This window comes from Actinomycetospora rhizophila (assembly GCF_042657905.1).
GTDB classification, from domain to species: domain Bacteria; phylum Actinomycetota; class Actinomycetes; order Mycobacteriales; family Pseudonocardiaceae; genus Actinomycetospora; species Actinomycetospora rhizophila.
The window spans coordinates 397,052-412,573 of the sequence record NZ_JBHSKG010000002.1; the positions used below are offsets into that span (position 1 = coordinate 397,052).

General features: G+C 75.5%; 15 protein-coding genes and 1 pseudogene. 6 read left to right on the forward strand and 10 right to left on the reverse strand.

All coding sequences use genetic code 11. The features are described 5' to 3' along the window. The first annotated feature begins 1 nt into the window (after nucleotide 1). The 3 genes from ACFPK1_RS05745 to ACFPK1_RS05755 all read left to right on the forward strand — a co-directional run bounded on the left by ACFPK1_RS05745 (nucleotide 2) and on the right by ACFPK1_RS05755 (nucleotide 2,866). Nucleotides 2-1,027 carry a zinc-dependent alcohol dehydrogenase family protein gene (locus ACFPK1_RS05745; RefSeq protein ID WP_378019938.1) on the forward strand — a complete coding sequence of 342 codons (1,026 nt, stop codon included), beginning with the start codon at nucleotides 2-4 and terminating at the stop codon, nucleotides 1,025-1,027. A 64-nt stretch (nucleotides 1,028-1,091) separates the two neighbouring features. Beyond that, a complete protein-coding gene (locus ACFPK1_RS05750) occupies nucleotides 1,092-2,390 on the forward strand; it encodes an MFS transporter (protein ID WP_378019939.1) in 1,299 nt (432 codons plus the stop codon). 44 nt (nucleotides 2,391-2,434) lie between these two features. Continuing rightward, nucleotides 2,435-2,866, forward strand: coding sequence for a YccF domain-containing protein (locus ACFPK1_RS05755; protein ID WP_378020272.1), 432 nt, complete (start codon nucleotides 2,435-2,437; stop codon nucleotides 2,864-2,866). On the opposite strand, the gene ACFPK1_RS05760 is transcribed toward ACFPK1_RS05755, so the two are convergent. Both ACFPK1_RS05760 and ACFPK1_RS05765 read right to left on the reverse strand, forming a co-directional pair. Continuing rightward, the gene (locus ACFPK1_RS05760; RefSeq protein ID WP_378019940.1) at nucleotides 2,867-3,394 is read right to left on the reverse strand and encodes a cysteine dioxygenase family protein; all 528 of its coding nucleotides are present in this window, start codon (nucleotides 3,392-3,394) and stop codon (nucleotides 2,867-2,869) included. It abuts the gene before it with no gap. Between the two features lie 26 nt (nucleotides 3,395-3,420). Beyond that, nucleotides 3,421-3,993, reverse strand: coding sequence for a GNAT family N-acetyltransferase (locus ACFPK1_RS05765; RefSeq protein WP_378019941.1), 573 nt, complete (start codon nucleotides 3,991-3,993; stop codon nucleotides 3,421-3,423). A gap of 235 nt (nucleotides 3,994-4,228) precedes the next feature. Between ACFPK1_RS05765 and ACFPK1_RS05770 the strand changes: the two genes are divergently transcribed. Further along, nucleotides 4,229-5,509 (forward strand): FAD-dependent oxidoreductase, encoded by a 1,281-nt coding sequence (locus ACFPK1_RS05770; RefSeq protein WP_378019942.1) that lies wholly within the window; start codon nucleotides 4,229-4,231, stop codon nucleotides 5,507-5,509. Here the strand turns inward: ACFPK1_RS05770 and ACFPK1_RS05775 are convergent. The 7 genes and pseudogenes from ACFPK1_RS05775 to ACFPK1_RS05805 form a co-directional block, all read right to left on the reverse strand. Then, complete coding sequence (locus ACFPK1_RS05775) at nucleotides 5,410-6,561, reverse strand: RNA polymerase sigma factor (RefSeq protein WP_378020273.1); 1,152 nt, start codon at nucleotides 6,559-6,561, stop codon at nucleotides 5,410-5,412. The two genes, ACFPK1_RS05770 and ACFPK1_RS05775, sit on opposite strands and share 100 nt — an antisense overlap. A gap of 5 nt (nucleotides 6,562-6,566) precedes the next feature. Then, entirely contained in the window at nucleotides 6,567-6,977 is a 411-nt protein-coding gene (locus ACFPK1_RS05780; RefSeq protein WP_378019943.1) for a YciI family protein, read from the reverse strand. A gap of 76 nt (nucleotides 6,978-7,053) precedes the next feature. Then, complete coding sequence (locus tag ACFPK1_RS05785) at nucleotides 7,054-9,582, reverse strand: ATP-binding protein (protein ID WP_378019944.1); 2,529 nt, start codon at nucleotides 9,580-9,582, stop codon at nucleotides 7,054-7,056. Between the two features lie 89 nt (nucleotides 9,583-9,671). Beyond that, nucleotides 9,672-10,064: pseudogene (locus tag ACFPK1_RS05790) on the reverse strand (GNAT family N-acetyltransferase); the annotation flags it as partial. A 24-nt stretch (nucleotides 10,065-10,088) separates the two neighbouring features. Beyond that, the gene (locus ACFPK1_RS05795; RefSeq protein ID WP_378019945.1) at nucleotides 10,089-10,481 is read right to left on the reverse strand and encodes a hypothetical protein; all 393 of its coding nucleotides are present in this window, start codon (nucleotides 10,479-10,481) and stop codon (nucleotides 10,089-10,091) included. A gap of 10 nt (nucleotides 10,482-10,491) precedes the next feature. After that, on the reverse strand, nucleotides 10,492-11,652 hold the full coding sequence (locus tag ACFPK1_RS05800) for an NAD(P)/FAD-dependent oxidoreductase (protein ID WP_378019946.1): 1,161 nt from the start codon (nucleotides 11,650-11,652) through the stop codon (nucleotides 10,492-10,494). Between the two features lie 65 nt (nucleotides 11,653-11,717). After that, the gene (locus ACFPK1_RS05805) at nucleotides 11,718-12,290 is read right to left on the reverse strand and encodes an OsmC family protein (RefSeq protein WP_378019947.1); all 573 of its coding nucleotides are present in this window, start codon (nucleotides 12,288-12,290) and stop codon (nucleotides 11,718-11,720) included. A 254-nt stretch (nucleotides 12,291-12,544) separates the two neighbouring features. On the opposite strand from ACFPK1_RS05805, the gene ACFPK1_RS05810 reads away from it, so the two are divergent. After that, a complete protein-coding gene (locus ACFPK1_RS05810; protein ID WP_378019948.1) occupies nucleotides 12,545-13,009 on the forward strand; it encodes a nuclear transport factor 2 family protein in 465 nt (154 codons plus the stop codon). Continuing rightward, the gene (locus ACFPK1_RS05815; RefSeq protein ID WP_378019949.1) at nucleotides 13,006-13,407 is read left to right on the forward strand and encodes a MaoC family dehydratase; all 402 of its coding nucleotides are present in this window, start codon (nucleotides 13,006-13,008) and stop codon (nucleotides 13,405-13,407) included. The genes ACFPK1_RS05810 and ACFPK1_RS05815 overlap by 4 nt, the downstream gene beginning before the upstream one ends. Before the next feature lie 48 nt (nucleotides 13,408-13,455). Here the strand turns inward: ACFPK1_RS05815 and ACFPK1_RS05820 are convergent, their stop codons facing one another. After that, nucleotides 13,456-15,174, reverse strand: coding sequence for a DNA repair helicase XPB (locus ACFPK1_RS05820; RefSeq protein WP_378019950.1), 1,719 nt, complete (start codon nucleotides 15,172-15,174; stop codon nucleotides 13,456-13,458). Between the last annotated feature and the right edge of the window lie 348 nt (nucleotides 15,175-15,522).

Consider the following 15,522-nt stretch of genomic DNA (forward strand, 5'->3'; position numbering starts at 1 on the left):
CGTGCGCGGCGTGTACCTGCCCGGCGGGCGCCGGGTGGACCTGCGGGAGGTCCCCGACCCGGAGCCCGGGCCCGGCCAGGTCGTCGTCGGGATGCGGGCCTCGACGATCTGCGGCAGCGACCTGCGGGCGATCTACCGCGAGCACCTCGGCGAGGGCCCCGAGGCCTACCAGGACGTCGTCGGCGGGCACGAGCCCTGCGGGCAGGTCCTCGCGGTGGGCGCCGGGGTCGAGCGGATCCGCGCCGGCGACCGCGTCGTCGTCTACCACATCAGCGGCTGCGGCCAGTGCGACGAGTGCCGCCGCGGCTACCAGATCAGCTGCACCTCGCCGCGGCGCGCGGCCTACGGCTGGCAGCGCGACGGCGGGCACGCCGACCTCCTGCTGGCCGAGGAGCGCGACCTCGTCCCGTTGCCCGACGGCCTGACGTTCCTCGACGGCGCGTGCGTGGCCTGCGGGTTCGCGACGGCCTACGAGGCGCTGTGCCGCGTGGCGCTCGCGGGCGGCGAGCAGGTGCTGGTGACGGGACTCGGGCCGGTCGGGCTCGCGACCGGGATGCTGGCGTCGGCCATGGGCTCGCCCTGGGTCGTCGGTACCGACCCGTCGCCCGAGCGCCGCGCGCTGGCCCGCGACCTGGGCGCGGTGGACGTCGCGGTCGAGGGCGACGACGGCGAGCTGCAGGACCTGCTCGGTGACGGCGCCGAGGTCACCGTCGACTGCTCCGGCGCCGGCGTCGCCCAGCTGACCGCCCTGCGGCACACGCGCCGGCACGGCCGGTGCGCGCTCGTCGGGGAGGGCGGGACGCTGACCGTCGACGTCAGCGAGGTCCTCATCCACCGCCAGCTCACCGTCCACGGCTCCTGGGTGGCGCCGACGTGGCGGATGGCCGAGCTGCTCGAGCGCCTCGCGCGGTGGGACCTGCACCCCGAGCGCGTGGTCACCGACCGGTTCGCGCTCGACGACGCCGCCCGCGCCTACGAGGTCGCCGACGCGGGGGCGCGGGGCAAGGTCGCGATCGTGCGCGACTGAACCTATACGGACCGCGCGCGCTCGCCTACCCTCCGTCGCGCAGGGGGCCACGAGAGGGGTACGGATGAGTCAGGTGTCCGGTGCGACGAGCACCGAGAGCCACCGTTTGCCGGTACGCACGCTGGTCGCGGCGAGCATCGGCAACGCGGTCGAGTGGTTCGACTGGACGATCTACGCCACGTTCGCCGTCTACTTCTCGTCGCAGTTCTTCGACAAGTCGTCCCCGACCCTCGCGCTCATCGGCACCACCAGCACCTACGCGCTGGCGTTCTTCTTCCGCCCGCTGGGCGGGGTGTTCCTCGGGCGCCTGGCCGACCTGCGCGGCCGCCGCTTCGCGATGCTCGTGACCATCCTGCTGATGGCAGGCGGGTCGCTGGTCATCGCGATCCTGCCGACCTACCAGGCGGTGGGGTGGCTCGCGCCGATCCTGCTGCTGCTCGCCCGGATCGCGCAGGGCCTCAGCCTCGGTGGCGAGGTCTCGAACGCGAGCGCCTACCTCGCCGAGATCGCCCCGCCGAACCGCCGCGGGCGCTACTCCAGCTTCTTCTACATCTCCACCGGCACCGCGCTGCTGGCCGCGAGCCTGCTCGGCCTCCTGCTGACCACCACGCTGACCCGGCCCCAGCTGGAGTCGTGGGGCTGGCGCATCGCGTTCCTCGTCGGCGGCGTGCTCGGGCTCGTCGGGCTGTGGCTGCGCCGCACGCTGGCCGAGACCGAGCAGTTCGAGGCGAACGTCGAGTCGGCCCGCGCGACGAAGAACCCGCTGCTCAAGACCCTGACGCACTACCCGAAGTCGGTGCTGCAGCTCTTCGGCTTCACGCTGCTCTCGACGCTCTGCTACTACACGTTCTTCAGCGCCCTGACGCCGTTCGCGGTGCAGTTCCGCGACGCGGCCGGCAGCGACGTGTTCCTCGCGCTCTCGATCGGCACCGTCGTGTTCATCCTCGGCCAGTACCCCATGGGTGCCCTGGCCGACCGGTTCGGGCGCAAGCCGCAGATGCTGGTGTGGTCGGCGGCGTTCGTGGTCCTGACCGTGCCGTTGAGCCTGCTCATCACCGAGCGACCACCGCTCATCAACCTGATCATCGTGTTCGTGGTGGGCCTCGGGCTCTACTCGGTGTTCTCCTCGATCGCGCCGGCGATCATGAGCGAGATCTTCCCGACCGAGCTCCGCGCCCTGGGCATCGGCGCCTGGTACAACCTCACCGTCGCGATCTTCGGCGGGACCGCCCCGCTGCTCATCGCCGCGCTGTCGGGCGCGGGGCGTCCCGACCTCTTCTTCTGGTACGTCTCCGGCGGTGCACTGATCGCCTTCCTGATCATCCTGACGCTGCCCGAGACGAAGGGCCGGGAGCTGACGTAGGGGACGTTCCAGGCGCGTGGTGGCACCCTGGTGTCATGGCGCTGCTGCGGACCCTGCTCAACCTCGTCTGGCTGGTGCTGGCGGGGGTGTGGATGGCGCTCGGCTACGTCGTGGCCGGGATCATCTGCTGCGTCCTCATCGTCACGATCCCGTGGGGGATCGCGTCGTTCCGCATCGCGATGTTCGCGCTGTGGCCCTTCGGCAGCAGCATCGAGCGGCGCGCCGACGCCGGCGTGGGGTCGACGCTGGGCAACATCGTCTGGTTCGTCGTCGCCGGGTGGTGGCTCGCGATCGGCCACGTCGTCACCGCGATCGCGCTGGCCGTGACGATCATCGGCATCCCGTTCGCCTGGGCCAACCTCAAGATGATCCCGGTGTCGCTCACGCCGCTCGGGCGCCGCATCGTCGACACCGACGACCCCCGCGGCTTCGGCGTGGACGGGCACCACGCCGCGCCGCCGGTGGGCGCCCGCTGATCACCCCTGCACCGGCAGGTCGTAGCGGCGCCGGATGCTCGAGCCGAGCTTGCGGACGTCGACGCCGTAGACGTGCAGCGAGATCGTGGTGGTCGGCGCCGTGTTGGTGACCCGGTGGATGTCGCCGGGCGGGAGCAGGCCGGTGACGGTGCCCGGCCCGGCGACGTCCTCGCCGTCGACGATCAGGCGGTCGGCGACGCGCAGGTAGCGGGTCTCGTGCTCCTCGCCGGCGTGGACGCCCACGACGCACCACGAGAGGTGGTCGTGGATCGGGGTGGTCTGCCCGGGCAGCCACACCAGCGCGACCAGCGAGAACGCGCCGTCGTGGGCGACGTGCAGGAGGTGCTGGCGGTAGTGCTCCGGGTCGCCGACGCACTGGGCCGGCGACAGCAATCGTGGATCACCGAGGTACGGGGCCAGGGCTTCGCCGACCGCCCCGACGCGCGCGCGACCCGGCACGGAGTGGCGGACGGCGGCGTCGAGGTCGGAGGTCAGGGCGGCCAGCGGGGTGATCATGGTCGTGGTCATGGCGGTCTCCTCGGGAGTGCGGTGGGTCAGGCGGCGACGAAGGCGGGGGTGCCGGCGCGCAGGTCGGCGGTGAGGGTGGTCTCGTACCCGTCGGTCTCGACGGCGAGGATCGGCAGCACGGAGGCGAGCAGGACCCGCATCCCGGTGTTCTCGGTCAGCACGTCGGCGACCAGGCGCGAGTAGCACTGCTCGCGGCCCAGGACGGCGACCGCGGCGAGCAGCCGGCGCCCGATGCCCCGGCCCTGCCAGGCGTCGACGACCTCGATCGCGAGCTCCGCCTCGCGCAGCCCCAGACCGATGAGGCGGGCGATGCCGATCGGCGCGCCGTCCGGGCCGAACGCGGCGACCGCGATGTGGCGGCGCCCGTCGACGGCGGCGAGCTTGCGGCGCACGGTGCCGCGCAGCCGCGGGGTGGCGCCGTGGAAGCGCAGGTAGCGGCTGTGCTCCGACAGGCCGGCGAACACGGTGTCGAGCACGTCGAACTCGTCGGCGCCCAGCTCGCGCAGGGTCACCCCGGGCGAACGACCGCGGGGCCGGGACAGCGTTCTGCCGTCCGCCGCAGCGGTCGCGGTGCCGGTGACGAGGTGCAGGGCAGTCATCACGGGTCCTTCCTCCGCGTCGCCGGACCCGGTGTCCGGCGATGTCACTCAGCGTGCTCCGCGCGGCGGACCCCCTCGTCGGTGAGCGCTCCCCATCTCGCGCCGCGGCGGTACCTATGCCGGTCCCCACGTCGGGAGGTGGGCAGGGCAGTGGCCCGGGATGGGCAGGCGACGCCGATCCCGGGGCGCCGCGGTCTCCCTAGCGTCGAGAACACCGACGAACAGAGGAGAAGCCATGGACGTCATCGTGATCGGCGCAGGTCAGGCGGGTCTCGCGATGAGCCGCTGCCTGACCCGGCGTGGCGTCGGGCACGTGGTGCTCGAGCGCGGACGGGTCGGGGAACGGTGGCGTCGCGAGCGCTGGGACTCCTTCACGCTGCTGAGCCCCAACTGGCAGACCCGCCTGCCGGGGCGCGCCTACACGGGCCCGGACCCGGACGGCTTCATGACCGGACGCGAGGTCGCCGCGATGCTCGCCGACTACGCGGCGCACACGGGCGCTGACGTCCGGGAGGGCGTCACCGTGCGCGCCGTCGACCGCGACGCGCGGGGCTGGCGGGTCGCCACCGACCACGGGGAGCTCGTCGCCCCGGCCGTCGTCGTCGCCACCGGCGACCTCGACCGCCCCGCGGTGCCCGCGCTCGCCGCGGACCTGCCCGCGCGCATCCTGCCGCTCCACACCCGCGACTACCGCCGCCCCGGCGCGCTGCCGCCCGGCGGCGTGCTCGTCGTGGGGGCCGGACCGTCGGGCCAGCAGATCGCCGCCGAGCTCGCGCGCGCCGGGCGGACCGTGCACCTGGCGGTCGGGCGGCACAAGTGCCTGCCGCGGCGCTACCGGGGCCACGACGCCTACTGGTGGATGGACCGCATGGGCACGCTGCGCCGCACCCGGGCCTCCCTGCCCGACCCGTCGGCGACCCGGACCCCCAACGCGGTGCTCACCGGCGGCATCCGGGACCTCGACCTGCACCGCCTCGTCGCCGAGGGCGTCGTGCCGCACGGCCGGCTCGTCGGGCTCCGGGGCGGCGTGGCGACCTTCGACGACACCCTGCCGGCCATGGTGGCCGAGGCCGAGGACAACGCCGTGCGCTTCCGCGCCAGGGTCGACGGGTTCGTCGCCCGCACCGGCCTCGAGGCGCCCGCCGAGCCGGCCCGGCTGCCCCGCCCGGCGCCGTGGGCCGAGGAGGCCGGGACGTCCCTCGACCTCGACGGCATCGCCACCGCCGTCTGGGCGACCGGGTTCCGCCGCGACTTCTCGTGGGTGCACGCGCCGGTGCTCGACGCGGCCGGGGAGCCGGTGCACGACCGGGGCGTCACGGCCGCCGAGGGCCTGTACTTCCTCGGCCTGAAGTGGCTGCACCGCCGCTCGTCGAGCTTCCTCGACGGTGTCGGCGCGGACGCCGAGTTCCTCGCCGGTCACCTCGTGGAGCGCGACTGCTCCCGCACCCGCGCCGCCTCGCGCGTGAGGTGGTCGCGCTCGGGCACGCTGGTCGCGGCGCCCGCGGCCTCGGCGTAGAGGCCGGCCGCGCGCTCGAGGTCGCCGGCGCGCTCGTGGAGGTGGGCGGCGACCGCGGCGTGCCGGGGCACGTCGGGGTCGACCGCGGCGAGGGCGGCGAGGCCGGCCCCTGCGCCGTCGGCCTCGCCGACCGCCACCGCGCGGTTGAGCCGCACGACCGGGCTGTCGGTGATCGCGAGCAGCTCGTCGTACCACTCGACGATCTGCACCCAGTCGGTCTCGGCGGCGCTGCGGGCGTCCGCGTGGAGCGCGGCGATCGCGGCCTGCGCCTGGTACTGCCCGAGCCGGTCGCGGGCCAGCGCGGTCTGCAGGACCGTGACGCCCTCGGCGATCAGCGTGGTGTCCCAGCGGCGGCGGTCCTGCGCGGCGAGCGGCACCAGGCGCCCGCCCGGACCGGTGCGCGAGTCGCGACGGGCGTGGTGCAGCAGCATGAGCGCGAGCAGGCCCGCGACCTCGGGCTCGTCGGTCAGCGCCGCGAGCTGCCGGGTGACGCGCATGGCCTCCGCGGCCAGGTCGACATCGCCGAGGTACCCCTCGTTGAACACGAGGTAGAGCACCCGCAGCACGGTCGCCAGGTCGCCGGGCTGGTCGAGCGGCAGCCCGGCGATCCGCTTCTTCGCCCGGCTGATCCGTTGCGCCATCGTCGCCTCGGGGACGAGGTACGCGGCGGCGATCTGCCGGGTGGTCAGGCCGCCGACCGCGCGCAGCGTCAGCGCCGCCGCGGCGCTCGAGGGCAGGGTGGGGTGGGCGCACAGGAAGTACAGCCGCAGGGTGTCGTCGGTGGCGGGGCCCGGCTCGGCGGCCGGCTCGGCGTCGACGACGACCTCCCGGTCCCGTCGCGAGGCCTCCGAGCGGGCGGCGTCGAGGAACTTGCGCCACGCGACGGCGACCAACCAGCCCTTCGGGTCGCGCGGCGGGTCGTCCGCCCAGGTCTCGAGCGCCCGGATGAGGGCCTCCTGCACGGCGTCCTCGGCCGACGCGAAGTCCGCGCCGCGCCGGCCGAGGACCGCGATCACCGCGGGCACGAGGTCCCGCAGCTCCGCGGTGTCCACCGTGGTCACTCGGCGTTCCCGGGCACCCCGGTGAGGAACGGCCGGACCTCGAGCCACTCCTGGATCGGGCGGCCGCCGGCACCGGGCGCGGCCGACAGCTCCCCGGCCAGCTCGACCGCCCGGTCCCAGTTCTCCACGTCGACGATCATCCAGCCGGCGATCAGGTCCTTGGTCTCGGCGAACGGGCCGTCGGTGACCGGCGGCCGGCCCTCCCCGTCGAAGCGCACGAAGGCGCCCTCGGCCGACAGTGCCTGGCTGTCGACGAACTCCCCGGTGTCCTGCAGCCGGGAGGCGAAGTCGGACATGAACTGCACGTGCGCGTCGACCTCCTCGGGCTTCCACTCGTCCATCGGCGTGAAGTCCATCCCGGGGTGGCCCGGTCCGCCCCGGTAGTGCTTGAGGATCAGGTACTTCATGGTCGATCTCCTCCGTCGGTCGTGCGGTCCGTACCCCGGGGACGGAGCGGCCCGCGCGTTCTCGACAGCTTCCGGGTCACGAATTCTGGAACCGGTCCGCGGCCTCCTCGCGCGAGGCCACGCCGAGCTTCGCGAGGACGGCCGAGACGTGGTGGTCGACCGTGCGGACCGAGAGCACGAGGCGCGCGGCGATCTGCGCGTTGGTCAGCCCGTCGGCGACGAGGGCGAGGATGTCGGCCTGGCGTGGGGTGAGGCCCTCGGGGTGCGCGCGGGTCCCGGCCTGCGGCCCGCGCGGGATGCGCCGCACCCCCAGCGCCTGCAGGCGGCGGCGCGCGCGGCGGGCGGCGGGTGCCGCACCGAGGTCGTCGAGGACCCGCAGGCCGGCGGTGACGGCGTCCTCGGCATCGTCGCCGGGTGGCGTGTCCAGGAGCTCGAGCGCGCCCTCGTACGACCCGGCGGGCCACGCCGCGGCGGCGGCGCGGTGGTCGCCCGCGAGGGCGAGCGCGTGGCGGGGCCAGAGGTCACCGACCGGCTCGTCGGGCGCCACGGGCAGCCCGCAGCGCAGGCCCTGGCGCAGCAGGTCCCCGCGGGCCCCGGCCAGCCCCGGGCGCCGCGAGCGGGCGAGCAGCCCGCGGACCCGGGCGTGCTCGCGCTCCCCGTCGCCGTCGAGCCACGCCTTCTCGGCGAGGCGGGCGGCGGTGGTGAGCAGGACCGGCAGGCTGTCCGACCGGGTCGCGAGCTCCCACGCCCGCGCGAGGACCGCGTCGGCGTCGGGGTCGCCGCGGCGGGCCAGCAGGCGCCCGATGGGCGGCAGCGTCTCGCGGGCCAGGATGCCGGCCTCGGGCACGGTGTCGACGAGGCGGCGCAGGCCGGCCTCCGCGGCGTCCCAGCGCCCGTCGTCGACCATGAGCTGCAGCCCGAACGCCTCGAGCGAGTAGCCGTGGGACAGGAAGTCGCCCGAGCGCGTGCTCTCCAGCCCGGCGGCGACCACCGCGGCGACCTCGTCGTCGCGACCGAGCCGGCGCAGCGCCTTGACCAGGCTCGTCCAGCCGCGCGCGGCGTGCTCGCGGTGGCCCGAGGCCCGCGCGGCGTCCAGGCCCTCGCGGACGAGGTCGGGGCCGTCGGCGTGGCCGAGGAACGCGCGCCCGAGGCCCCGGTAGACGGTGCCGAGCGCGGTCGGTGGCACCGAGGCGAGCTCGGCGAGGCCCGCCTCCTCGTCGTCGGCGAGGACGCGCAGCACGCCGCGGTGGGTGTGCGCGAGCTCCGACGTCGGCTCCAGCGCGGCCGCCTCGTCGAGGGTGGCCACGGCGTCGGCGACGTCGCCGCGGATGTAGAGGTGGCGCGACAGGCCGACCAGCGCGCGGACCGTGGCGGCCGGGTCGTCGCCCGCGGTGCGCAGGGCCACGGCGTGGCGAGCGGTCGCGACGGCCTCCTCGACGCGGTGGGCGGCGTAGAGCTCCCAGGCGTGCTCCTCGGCGAGCGCGGCCTGCTCGGCGGGCGGCAGGAGCGCGGCGTGCGGCGCGAGCTGGGCGTACCAGGCGAGCGACTGCTGGTGGGCGCCCGCCGCGGCGGCGGCGCGGGCGGCGGCGGGGGCGTGCGCGAGCACCGCGTCGACGTCGGCGCAGCGGGCCGCGTGGTGCAGGATGCGCGCCCGGTCCGGCGGGTCGTGCGCCAGCAGCGCGGCCAGGACCGCGCGCTCGAGCCCGAGCCGGCGGATCGGCGGGAGCGCCTGCTCCACGGCCTGGCGGGCGAGCTCGTGGCGGAAGGCCACGGCGCCCTCGTGCAGGCCGACGATGCCGCGGCGCTCGGGGACCTCGACGTCGTCGCGCCAGGTCGGTCGCACGGCGTCGAGCAGCGCGGCGTCGGCGTGGCCGGGCACCACCGCGAGCAGCTCGAGCAGCTCCTGGGCGGGGCGGGGGAGGTCGGCGACCCGGGCCAGGACGGCGTCGCGCACCGACACCGGCAGGCCCTCGCTCTGCGCGGCGACGAGCTCGGTGACGAGGAACGGGTTGCCCAGCGTCGCGGCGTGGACGCGCAGACCGGCGGCCCCGGCGAGCTCGGTGACCGCGCCGACCGTCAGCGGCCGCAGCTCGGGGCGCCGCGTGGTGGCGGCGGGCAGGCCGCCGAGCAGGCGCTGCAGGTGCGAGCCGTGGTCGACCTCGTCGTCGCGGTAGCTCAGCACCAGCACCGCGGGCAGCCGGGCCACGCGGCGGGCGGCGACGGCGAGGACGTCGAGGGTCGCCTCGTCGGCCCAGTGCCCGTCCTCGACGACGAGGACGGTCACGGGCGTCGCCAGCTCGGTGAGCACCGCGTCGTACACCGCGTCGGTGCCGCCGGCGAGCGCGGCCCGCAGCGCGGGGGCGTCGAGCGCGGCGTCGTGGAAGGGCCCGAGGGTGCGGGAGGTGACGAGGTCGTCGCACGCGCCCTCGAGGAGGCGGACATCGCCCAGCTCGGCGGTCCAGGTCCGCAGCACGGTCGTCTTGCCGAGCCCGGCCTCGCCGGCCAGCAGCACCGTGCGGCCGGCACCGTCGCGCGCGGCGGCCAGGGCGGCGTCGAGCTCGGCGAGGACCTCCCCGCGCTCGAGCACCCGCACCCCCACCCCCACGGTCCCACGGTAGGCCGGTGGGGCACTCGTGAGGGGAGATCCCGCAGCATCCGGATCGCCGGGCCGAACCGGGTGGGCGTCTCGCCGACCGCGCGGAACCCGCAGCGGCCGTAGAACACCGCCGCGTGCGGGTTCGCGGTGACGGCGAGCCGTGCCGCGCCCTCGTCGCGGGCCCGCCGCGCGGCGTCCTCGACGAGCCGGGCGCCGATGCCGCGGCGCATGCGCGCGGGGCGGACGAACAGCGCGTCGAGCTCGGCCTCCCCGCCGGCGGCGGGCAGCACGGTGGCGAAGCCGGTGACCTCGCCGTCCTGCTCGTGCACGCGGACCCGGCGCCGGCGCACCCCGTCCACCGGCACCTCGATCGCGTCGGGGTGGGCGAGCAGGTCGTCGCGGTGGTCGGGCCAGATCAGCGACGCCTCGCGCATGAGGTCCTCGAGCGCGGGCACCTCGTCCTCGCGGGCCCAGCGCAGGTCGCCGGTCATCGTGTCCCCCTCGTGGCGGTGCTCTCAGGCGATCGTGCGCGCGCTGTCGAGCAGGTTGAGCGCGAGCGAGAGGCGGCGCCCGAGCCGGCGGAGGTCGTCGAGGCGCGGGGTGCCGGCGATGGGCTCCGGCGCGGTGTGGTCGAGCTGCCAGTGCGTCGTGAGCACCGCGGCGAGGCGGGCGCGCGCGGCGTCCGGCGGCGGGACCAGGGACAGGGCGTCGACGACCTCCGCCGCGCCGGCGCCGAGGTCGCGCCCGACGGCGCGCCAGTGCAGGCCGCGGGCGACGTCGAGCGCGTCGGCCTGGGGCAGGCGGCGCCACAGGAAGGCGGCGGTCGCGTACCTCTCGACGCGCTCGGTCTCCGCGGCGTCGAGGACGCCGAGGCGCAGGTCGAGCTCGGGGTCGGTGATGGTGGTCATGGCGGTCTCCTCAGGCGGCCAGGTCGGATGGGGTGTCGGTCGGGGTGTCGAGGGCGCGGAGCGTCTCGACCTCGGGGCGCATCGCGTGGCTGAGCGCGGGCAGCAGCTCGCGCAGCTCGGCGAGGTCCCAGCGGTACGAGGCGATCCGCTCGGTGAGGGCCGCGAGCTCGGCGGAGAGCCGGTCGCGGGTGTCCTGGTATTCGCGCAGGGCGTCGGCGCGGGTCCGTGCCGACGAGCCCAGCAGCGCGCGGGCCAGCAGCTCGGCGTCGCGCAGCGCGTCGGTGATGCCGTGCGCGGTCAGCGGGTCCTTGAAGTAGCCGGCGTCCCCGACCAGCGCCCACCCCGGCCCCCCGGCGCGGCGGACGTGGCCGGGGGCGCCGGGGAAGCCCCGGACACGCAGGGGTCCCGGGCCGGGGTCCGCTTCGGGGACCGCCTCGGCGAGCAGCGCCCGGTAGGCGCCCTCGAGGTCGCCGCGCAGGGCGTCGAAGCGGTCGGTCGGGACGCCCGCCCAGACGCAGGACTCGCCGCCGGTGGTCGGGATGACGCCCGCGGTGAGCCCGGGCCGGTAGTGCCAGCGGTAGCGGTCCCCGGTCGGCCCGGGCAGGTAGGAGTAGAGCACCGCGCTCGACGCGGTGCCGGCGTGCTCGACGGGGGCGCCGACGGCCTCGGCGACCGTGGAGCGCCGCCCGTCGGCGCCGACGACGACCGCGGCGTGGGCGTGCACCGCGGCCCGGGTGCCGCGCTCGACGTACTCGACGCCGGTCACCGCGCCGCGCGCGTCGCGCAGCAGCCCGGTGACCCGGGCGCCGAACACGATCTGCGCGCCGGCGGCACGGGCCGCGTCGGCGAGGATCGGGTCGAGGACGGTGCGGCGCGGGGCGCGCAGCGGCGAGCGGCTGGGCACGGTCGCCACCTCGTCGCCGTAGCGGAACTCCGTGGCCGTGATCGCCGGGGCGCCCGCCGCGACCACGGCGGGCAGCAGGCCCCAGCGCTCGAGCTGGACCACCGCGCCGCGCATCAGCGCGTGGGTGGACAGGGTGTCGGTGCCGAGGCGGGCGGACTCGAGGACGAGGACGTCCTGGCCGCCGCGGGCCAGCAGCATCGCGGCCGCGGCGCCGGCGGCGCGGGCGCCGACGACGACGGCGTCGTACCGGCGGATCGGGGTGCTCACGGGTGCCTCCTGGCGTGGTGGCCGCCGGGGGCCGGGCGGATCGCGCCCGGCCCCCGGGCGGGGTCTCAGTCGGTGATGACCTCGACCGACACCGGCACGCCGCGCGTGATGCTGTCGAACACCACCGAGCGGTCGGTGCCGCGCTGCACGACCTCGCGGAGCTTCTCCGGGGTCGCCTCGCCGGCGATGTGGACGGTGATCCGGATCTGCTCGAAGCCGTTGCGGATGCCGTCGTCGAGGCCCATCGCGCCCTGCACGTCCAGGTCGCCCTCGAGGGTCGAGGACACCGCGGTGAGCTTCACCTTGCGGGCGGCCGCCGCGTAGACCAGCGAGGTCGTCACGCAGGCCGCGAGGGCGTGCAGCAGGAACTCGGCCGGGTTGGGGCCGTCGTCGGAGCCGATGAGGATCGCGGGCTCGCCGGCGTCCAGGGTGAACGCCGCCGCGCGGGAGGTGTCCTCGCCGCCCGCCGCGTAGAAGTCCTTGATCGTGCTGCGGTTGTGCGAGCCGCCCATCCACTGGTTGCGGGCCCGGAAGCGGAACCGTGCGAGCTCGGGCTGGGCCTTCAGCACGTCGAGGGTGGCGAAGAGGTTGGTGGTGTCCACGCCGTTGCGGACGGTGTGGGTGATCGTCTCGGTCATCGTGTGCTCCCGGTGTCGGTGGGCTGTTCTTCGGCCCCACCACGGTCGGCCGCGGGCACCCACCCCGACATCGGCAGCACATGCCCAAGCCGGGCGGGCGGCTGCCCAGGTCGCCCGCCCCGGTCACCGGGACCGGCCGCGGCGGCGAGAGATGGGCACCGGGCCCGCCGAGATGGGCAGGCGGGACGGGCCCGGCGGCGCCGGCGGGCTCCTAGCGTCGGTGCGACACCGACCCACGACCCCAGGAGGCCACGGTGACCACCCCGTCGACGACCACCCCGGGCACGGCCCTCGTGACCCGCCTGATGGACCTGTGGTCGACCCCGCTGCCCGACGACGACGCCGCCGCGCTGGCCGCGTTCGCCGAGCTCTACACCGACCCGGTGACGATCAACGGCACGGCGATGCCGCTCGCCGACCTGCTCACCCGCGCCCGCGGCGTCCAGGGCGCGTTCGGCGGGCTCGACCGCGAGGTGCTCGACGTGGTCGAGGCCCCGGGCAAGGTCGTCGTGGCCTTCCGGATGCTCGGGACCCACACCGGCCCGCTCGCCACGCCCCTGGGCACCGTGCCCGCCACCGGCGGCCCCGTCGACCTGCGCGTCGTCGACGTCCTGACGCTCACCGACGGCCGGATCAGCGGCATCGTCATGGTCGCCGACGAGCTCGCGAACCTGCACCGCCTCGGCGCGGTCGCCCTCACCACGGGGGACGACCGGTGAACGCGCGGGTGGGGCAGCGGGCGAGCCGGTCCCGCGCGGTCACGTCCCGCGACATCGAGCAGTTCACCGCGATCTCCGGCGACCGCAACCCCCTGCACTACGACGAGGAGTTCGCCGCGGCGACCCGGTTCGGCGGCATCGTCGTGCAGGGCGGGGTCACCACCGCCGTGCTGAACGCGGTCGTCGCCGAGGACCTGCCCGGGCCGGGCAGCGTGTTCCTGCAGCTCGACCTGCGCTTCCTCGCCCCGGTCCGGCCCGGCGACGTGATCACCGGAACGGCCGAGGTGACGGCCGCGCGCACCGACAAGCCGATCACCACGCTCGCCGTGCGCGTCACGCGGGACGACGACGTCGTGGCCGTCGAGGGCACGGCGGTCTGCTGGACGGCACGTCCCTGACGCCGACCCGTGTCCCCCGGACACGGGTCCGCCGGTCCCGCTCGGCCCTCAGGCCCCGCTCGAGGGGTCCTGGCGCTCGGACTCCGGCTCGCCCTCGGACTCGACGTCGGGGATCACCGGGCCGAGCAGGTCGTCGGCGTCCACGATCCGGTAGGCGTAGCCCTGCTCGGCGAGGAAGCGCTGGCGGTGGGCGGCGTACTCCGCGTCCACCGAGTCGCGTGCCACCACCGAGTAGAAGTGCGCCTGGCGCCCGTCGCCCTTGGGACGCAGCAGCCGGCCGAGGCGCTGGGCCTCCTCCTGTCGCGACCCGAACGTCCCCGACACCTGGATGGCCACGGAGGCCTCGGGCAGGTCGATGGAGAAGTTCGCGACCTTCGACACGACCAGCACCGGGATCTCGCCCCGGCGGAACCGGTCGAACAGGACCTCGCGCTCCTTGTTCCTGGTCGAGCCCTGGATCACCGGGGCGTCGAGCGCGACGCCCAGCTCGTCGAGCTGGTCGAGGTACGCGCCGATGACCAGCGCGGGCTCACCCCGGTGGCGCGCGAGGATGCTCTTCACCACCGGGATCTTGGTGTTGGCGCAGGCGCAGAGCCGGTAGCGCTCCTCGGCCTCGGCGGTGGCGTAGATGATCCGCTCGTTGTCGGTCATCGTCACGCGGACCTCGACGCAGTCGGCCGGCGCGACCCAGCCCTGCGCCTCGATGTCGCGCCACGGGGCGTCGTACCGCTTCGGGCCGATGAGCGAGAAGACGTCGCCCTCGCGGCCGTCCTCGCGCACGAGCGTGGCGGTGAGCCCGAGGCGGCGCCGCGACTGCAGGTCGGACGTCATGCGGAACACCGGCGCCGGCAGCAGGTGGACCTCGTCGTAGATGATCAGGCCCCAGTCGCGGGTGTCGAACAGCTCGAGCGCCCGGAACTCGCCCTTCGTCTTGCGGGTCATCACCTGGTAGGTCGCGATGGTGACCGGGCGGATCTCCTTGCGCTCGCCCGAGTACTCGCCGATCTCGTCCTCGGTGAGCGACGTGCGCGCCACGAGCTCGCGCTTCCACTGCCGCCCGGCGACGGTGTTGGTGACCAGGATCAGGGTCGTCGCCCCGGCCTTCGCCATCGCGGCCGCGCCCACCAGGGTCTTGCCCGCGCCGCAGGGCAGCACGACCACGCCGGACCCGCCGTGCCAGAAGCCCTCCACGGCGTCGGCCTGGTAGTCGCGCAGCTCCCAGTCGGACTGGTCGAGCTCGATCGGGTGCGCCTCGCCGTCGACGTAGCCCGCGAGGTCCTCGGCGGGCCAGCCGACCTTGAGCAGCGCCTGCTTGAGCCGCCCGCGCTCCGAGGGGTGCACCGCGACGGTGTCGTCGTCGATGCGCTCGCCGAGCATCGGGCTGATCTTCTTGTTGCGCAGGACCTCCTCGAGCACGGCGCGGTCGTTGGAGAGCATGACCAGGCCGTGCACGGGGGAGTTGGTGAGCTGCAGGCGCCCGTAGCGGCCCATGGTGTCGACGACGTCGACGAGGAGGGCCTGCGGGACGGCGTAGCGGGAGTACTGCACCAGGGCGTCGACGACCTGCTCGGCGTCGTGGCCCGCGGCGCGCGCGTTCCACAGCGCCAGCGGCGTCACCCGGTAGGTGTGGACGTGCTCGGGGGCGCGCTCGAGCTCGGCGAACGGCGCGATGGCCTGACGAGCGGCGGGCGCCGCCTCGTGGTCGACCTCGAGCAGCAGGGTCTTGTCGGACTGGACGATGAGCGGTCCGTTGCCGGGCTGACTCAACCTCTCGACCTCCGGGCACGTCGGCGGGTGGTCCGTCCCATTGTCCTCCGGGGGACCGACACACCGTCGGGCGGAGCTGGGACGCCGCTCGGGGAGCGCATCAGGCGGGCCGGACATTCCCCGTCACCGGACGGCTACAGTGGGCGCGCTCGACCCCGCCCTCGAGGAGTGACCACCGACCCGATGGGCTCACGGCGCCGCGCCCGCGGTCGTCGTGGCGCCTGCAGCGACGTGCCCTGCGGTCCCGCCGCCCGGGAACCTCGCGCCGACCGCTCTGGACACCTGACAACGCTGATGCGCTCGCCCGCCCTGCTTCCCCGTCGTCGGACCGACGTGTCTCCGTGTGGC

What these genes read in the sequence shown, in the direction of transcription:
- ACFPK1_RS05750 (WP_378019939.1), top strand. Translation starts at nt 1,092, where the DNA reads ATGAGTCAGGTGTCCGGTGCGACGAGCACCGAGAGCCACCGTTTGCCG.
- ACFPK1_RS05760 (WP_378019940.1), bottom strand. Translation starts at nt 3,394, where the DNA reads ATGACCACGACCATGATCACCCCGCTGGCCGCCCTGACCTCCGACCTC.
- ACFPK1_RS05765 (WP_378019941.1), bottom strand. Translation starts at nt 3,993, where the DNA reads ATGACTGCCCTGCACCTCGTCACCGGCACCGCGACCGCTGCGGCGGAC.
- ACFPK1_RS05770 (WP_378019942.1), top strand. Translation starts at nt 4,229, where the DNA reads ATGGACGTCATCGTGATCGGCGCAGGTCAGGCGGGTCTCGCGATGAGC.
- ACFPK1_RS05780 (WP_378019943.1), bottom strand. Translation starts at nt 6,977, where the DNA reads ATGAAGTACCTGATCCTCAAGCACTACCGGGGCGGACCGGGCCACCCC.
- ACFPK1_RS05795 (WP_378019945.1), bottom strand. Translation starts at nt 10,481, where the DNA reads ATGACCACCATCACCGACCCCGAGCTCGACCTGCGCCTCGGCGTCCTC.
- ACFPK1_RS05805 (WP_378019947.1), bottom strand. Translation starts at nt 12,290, where the DNA reads ATGACCGAGACGATCACCCACACCGTCCGCAACGGCGTGGACACCACC.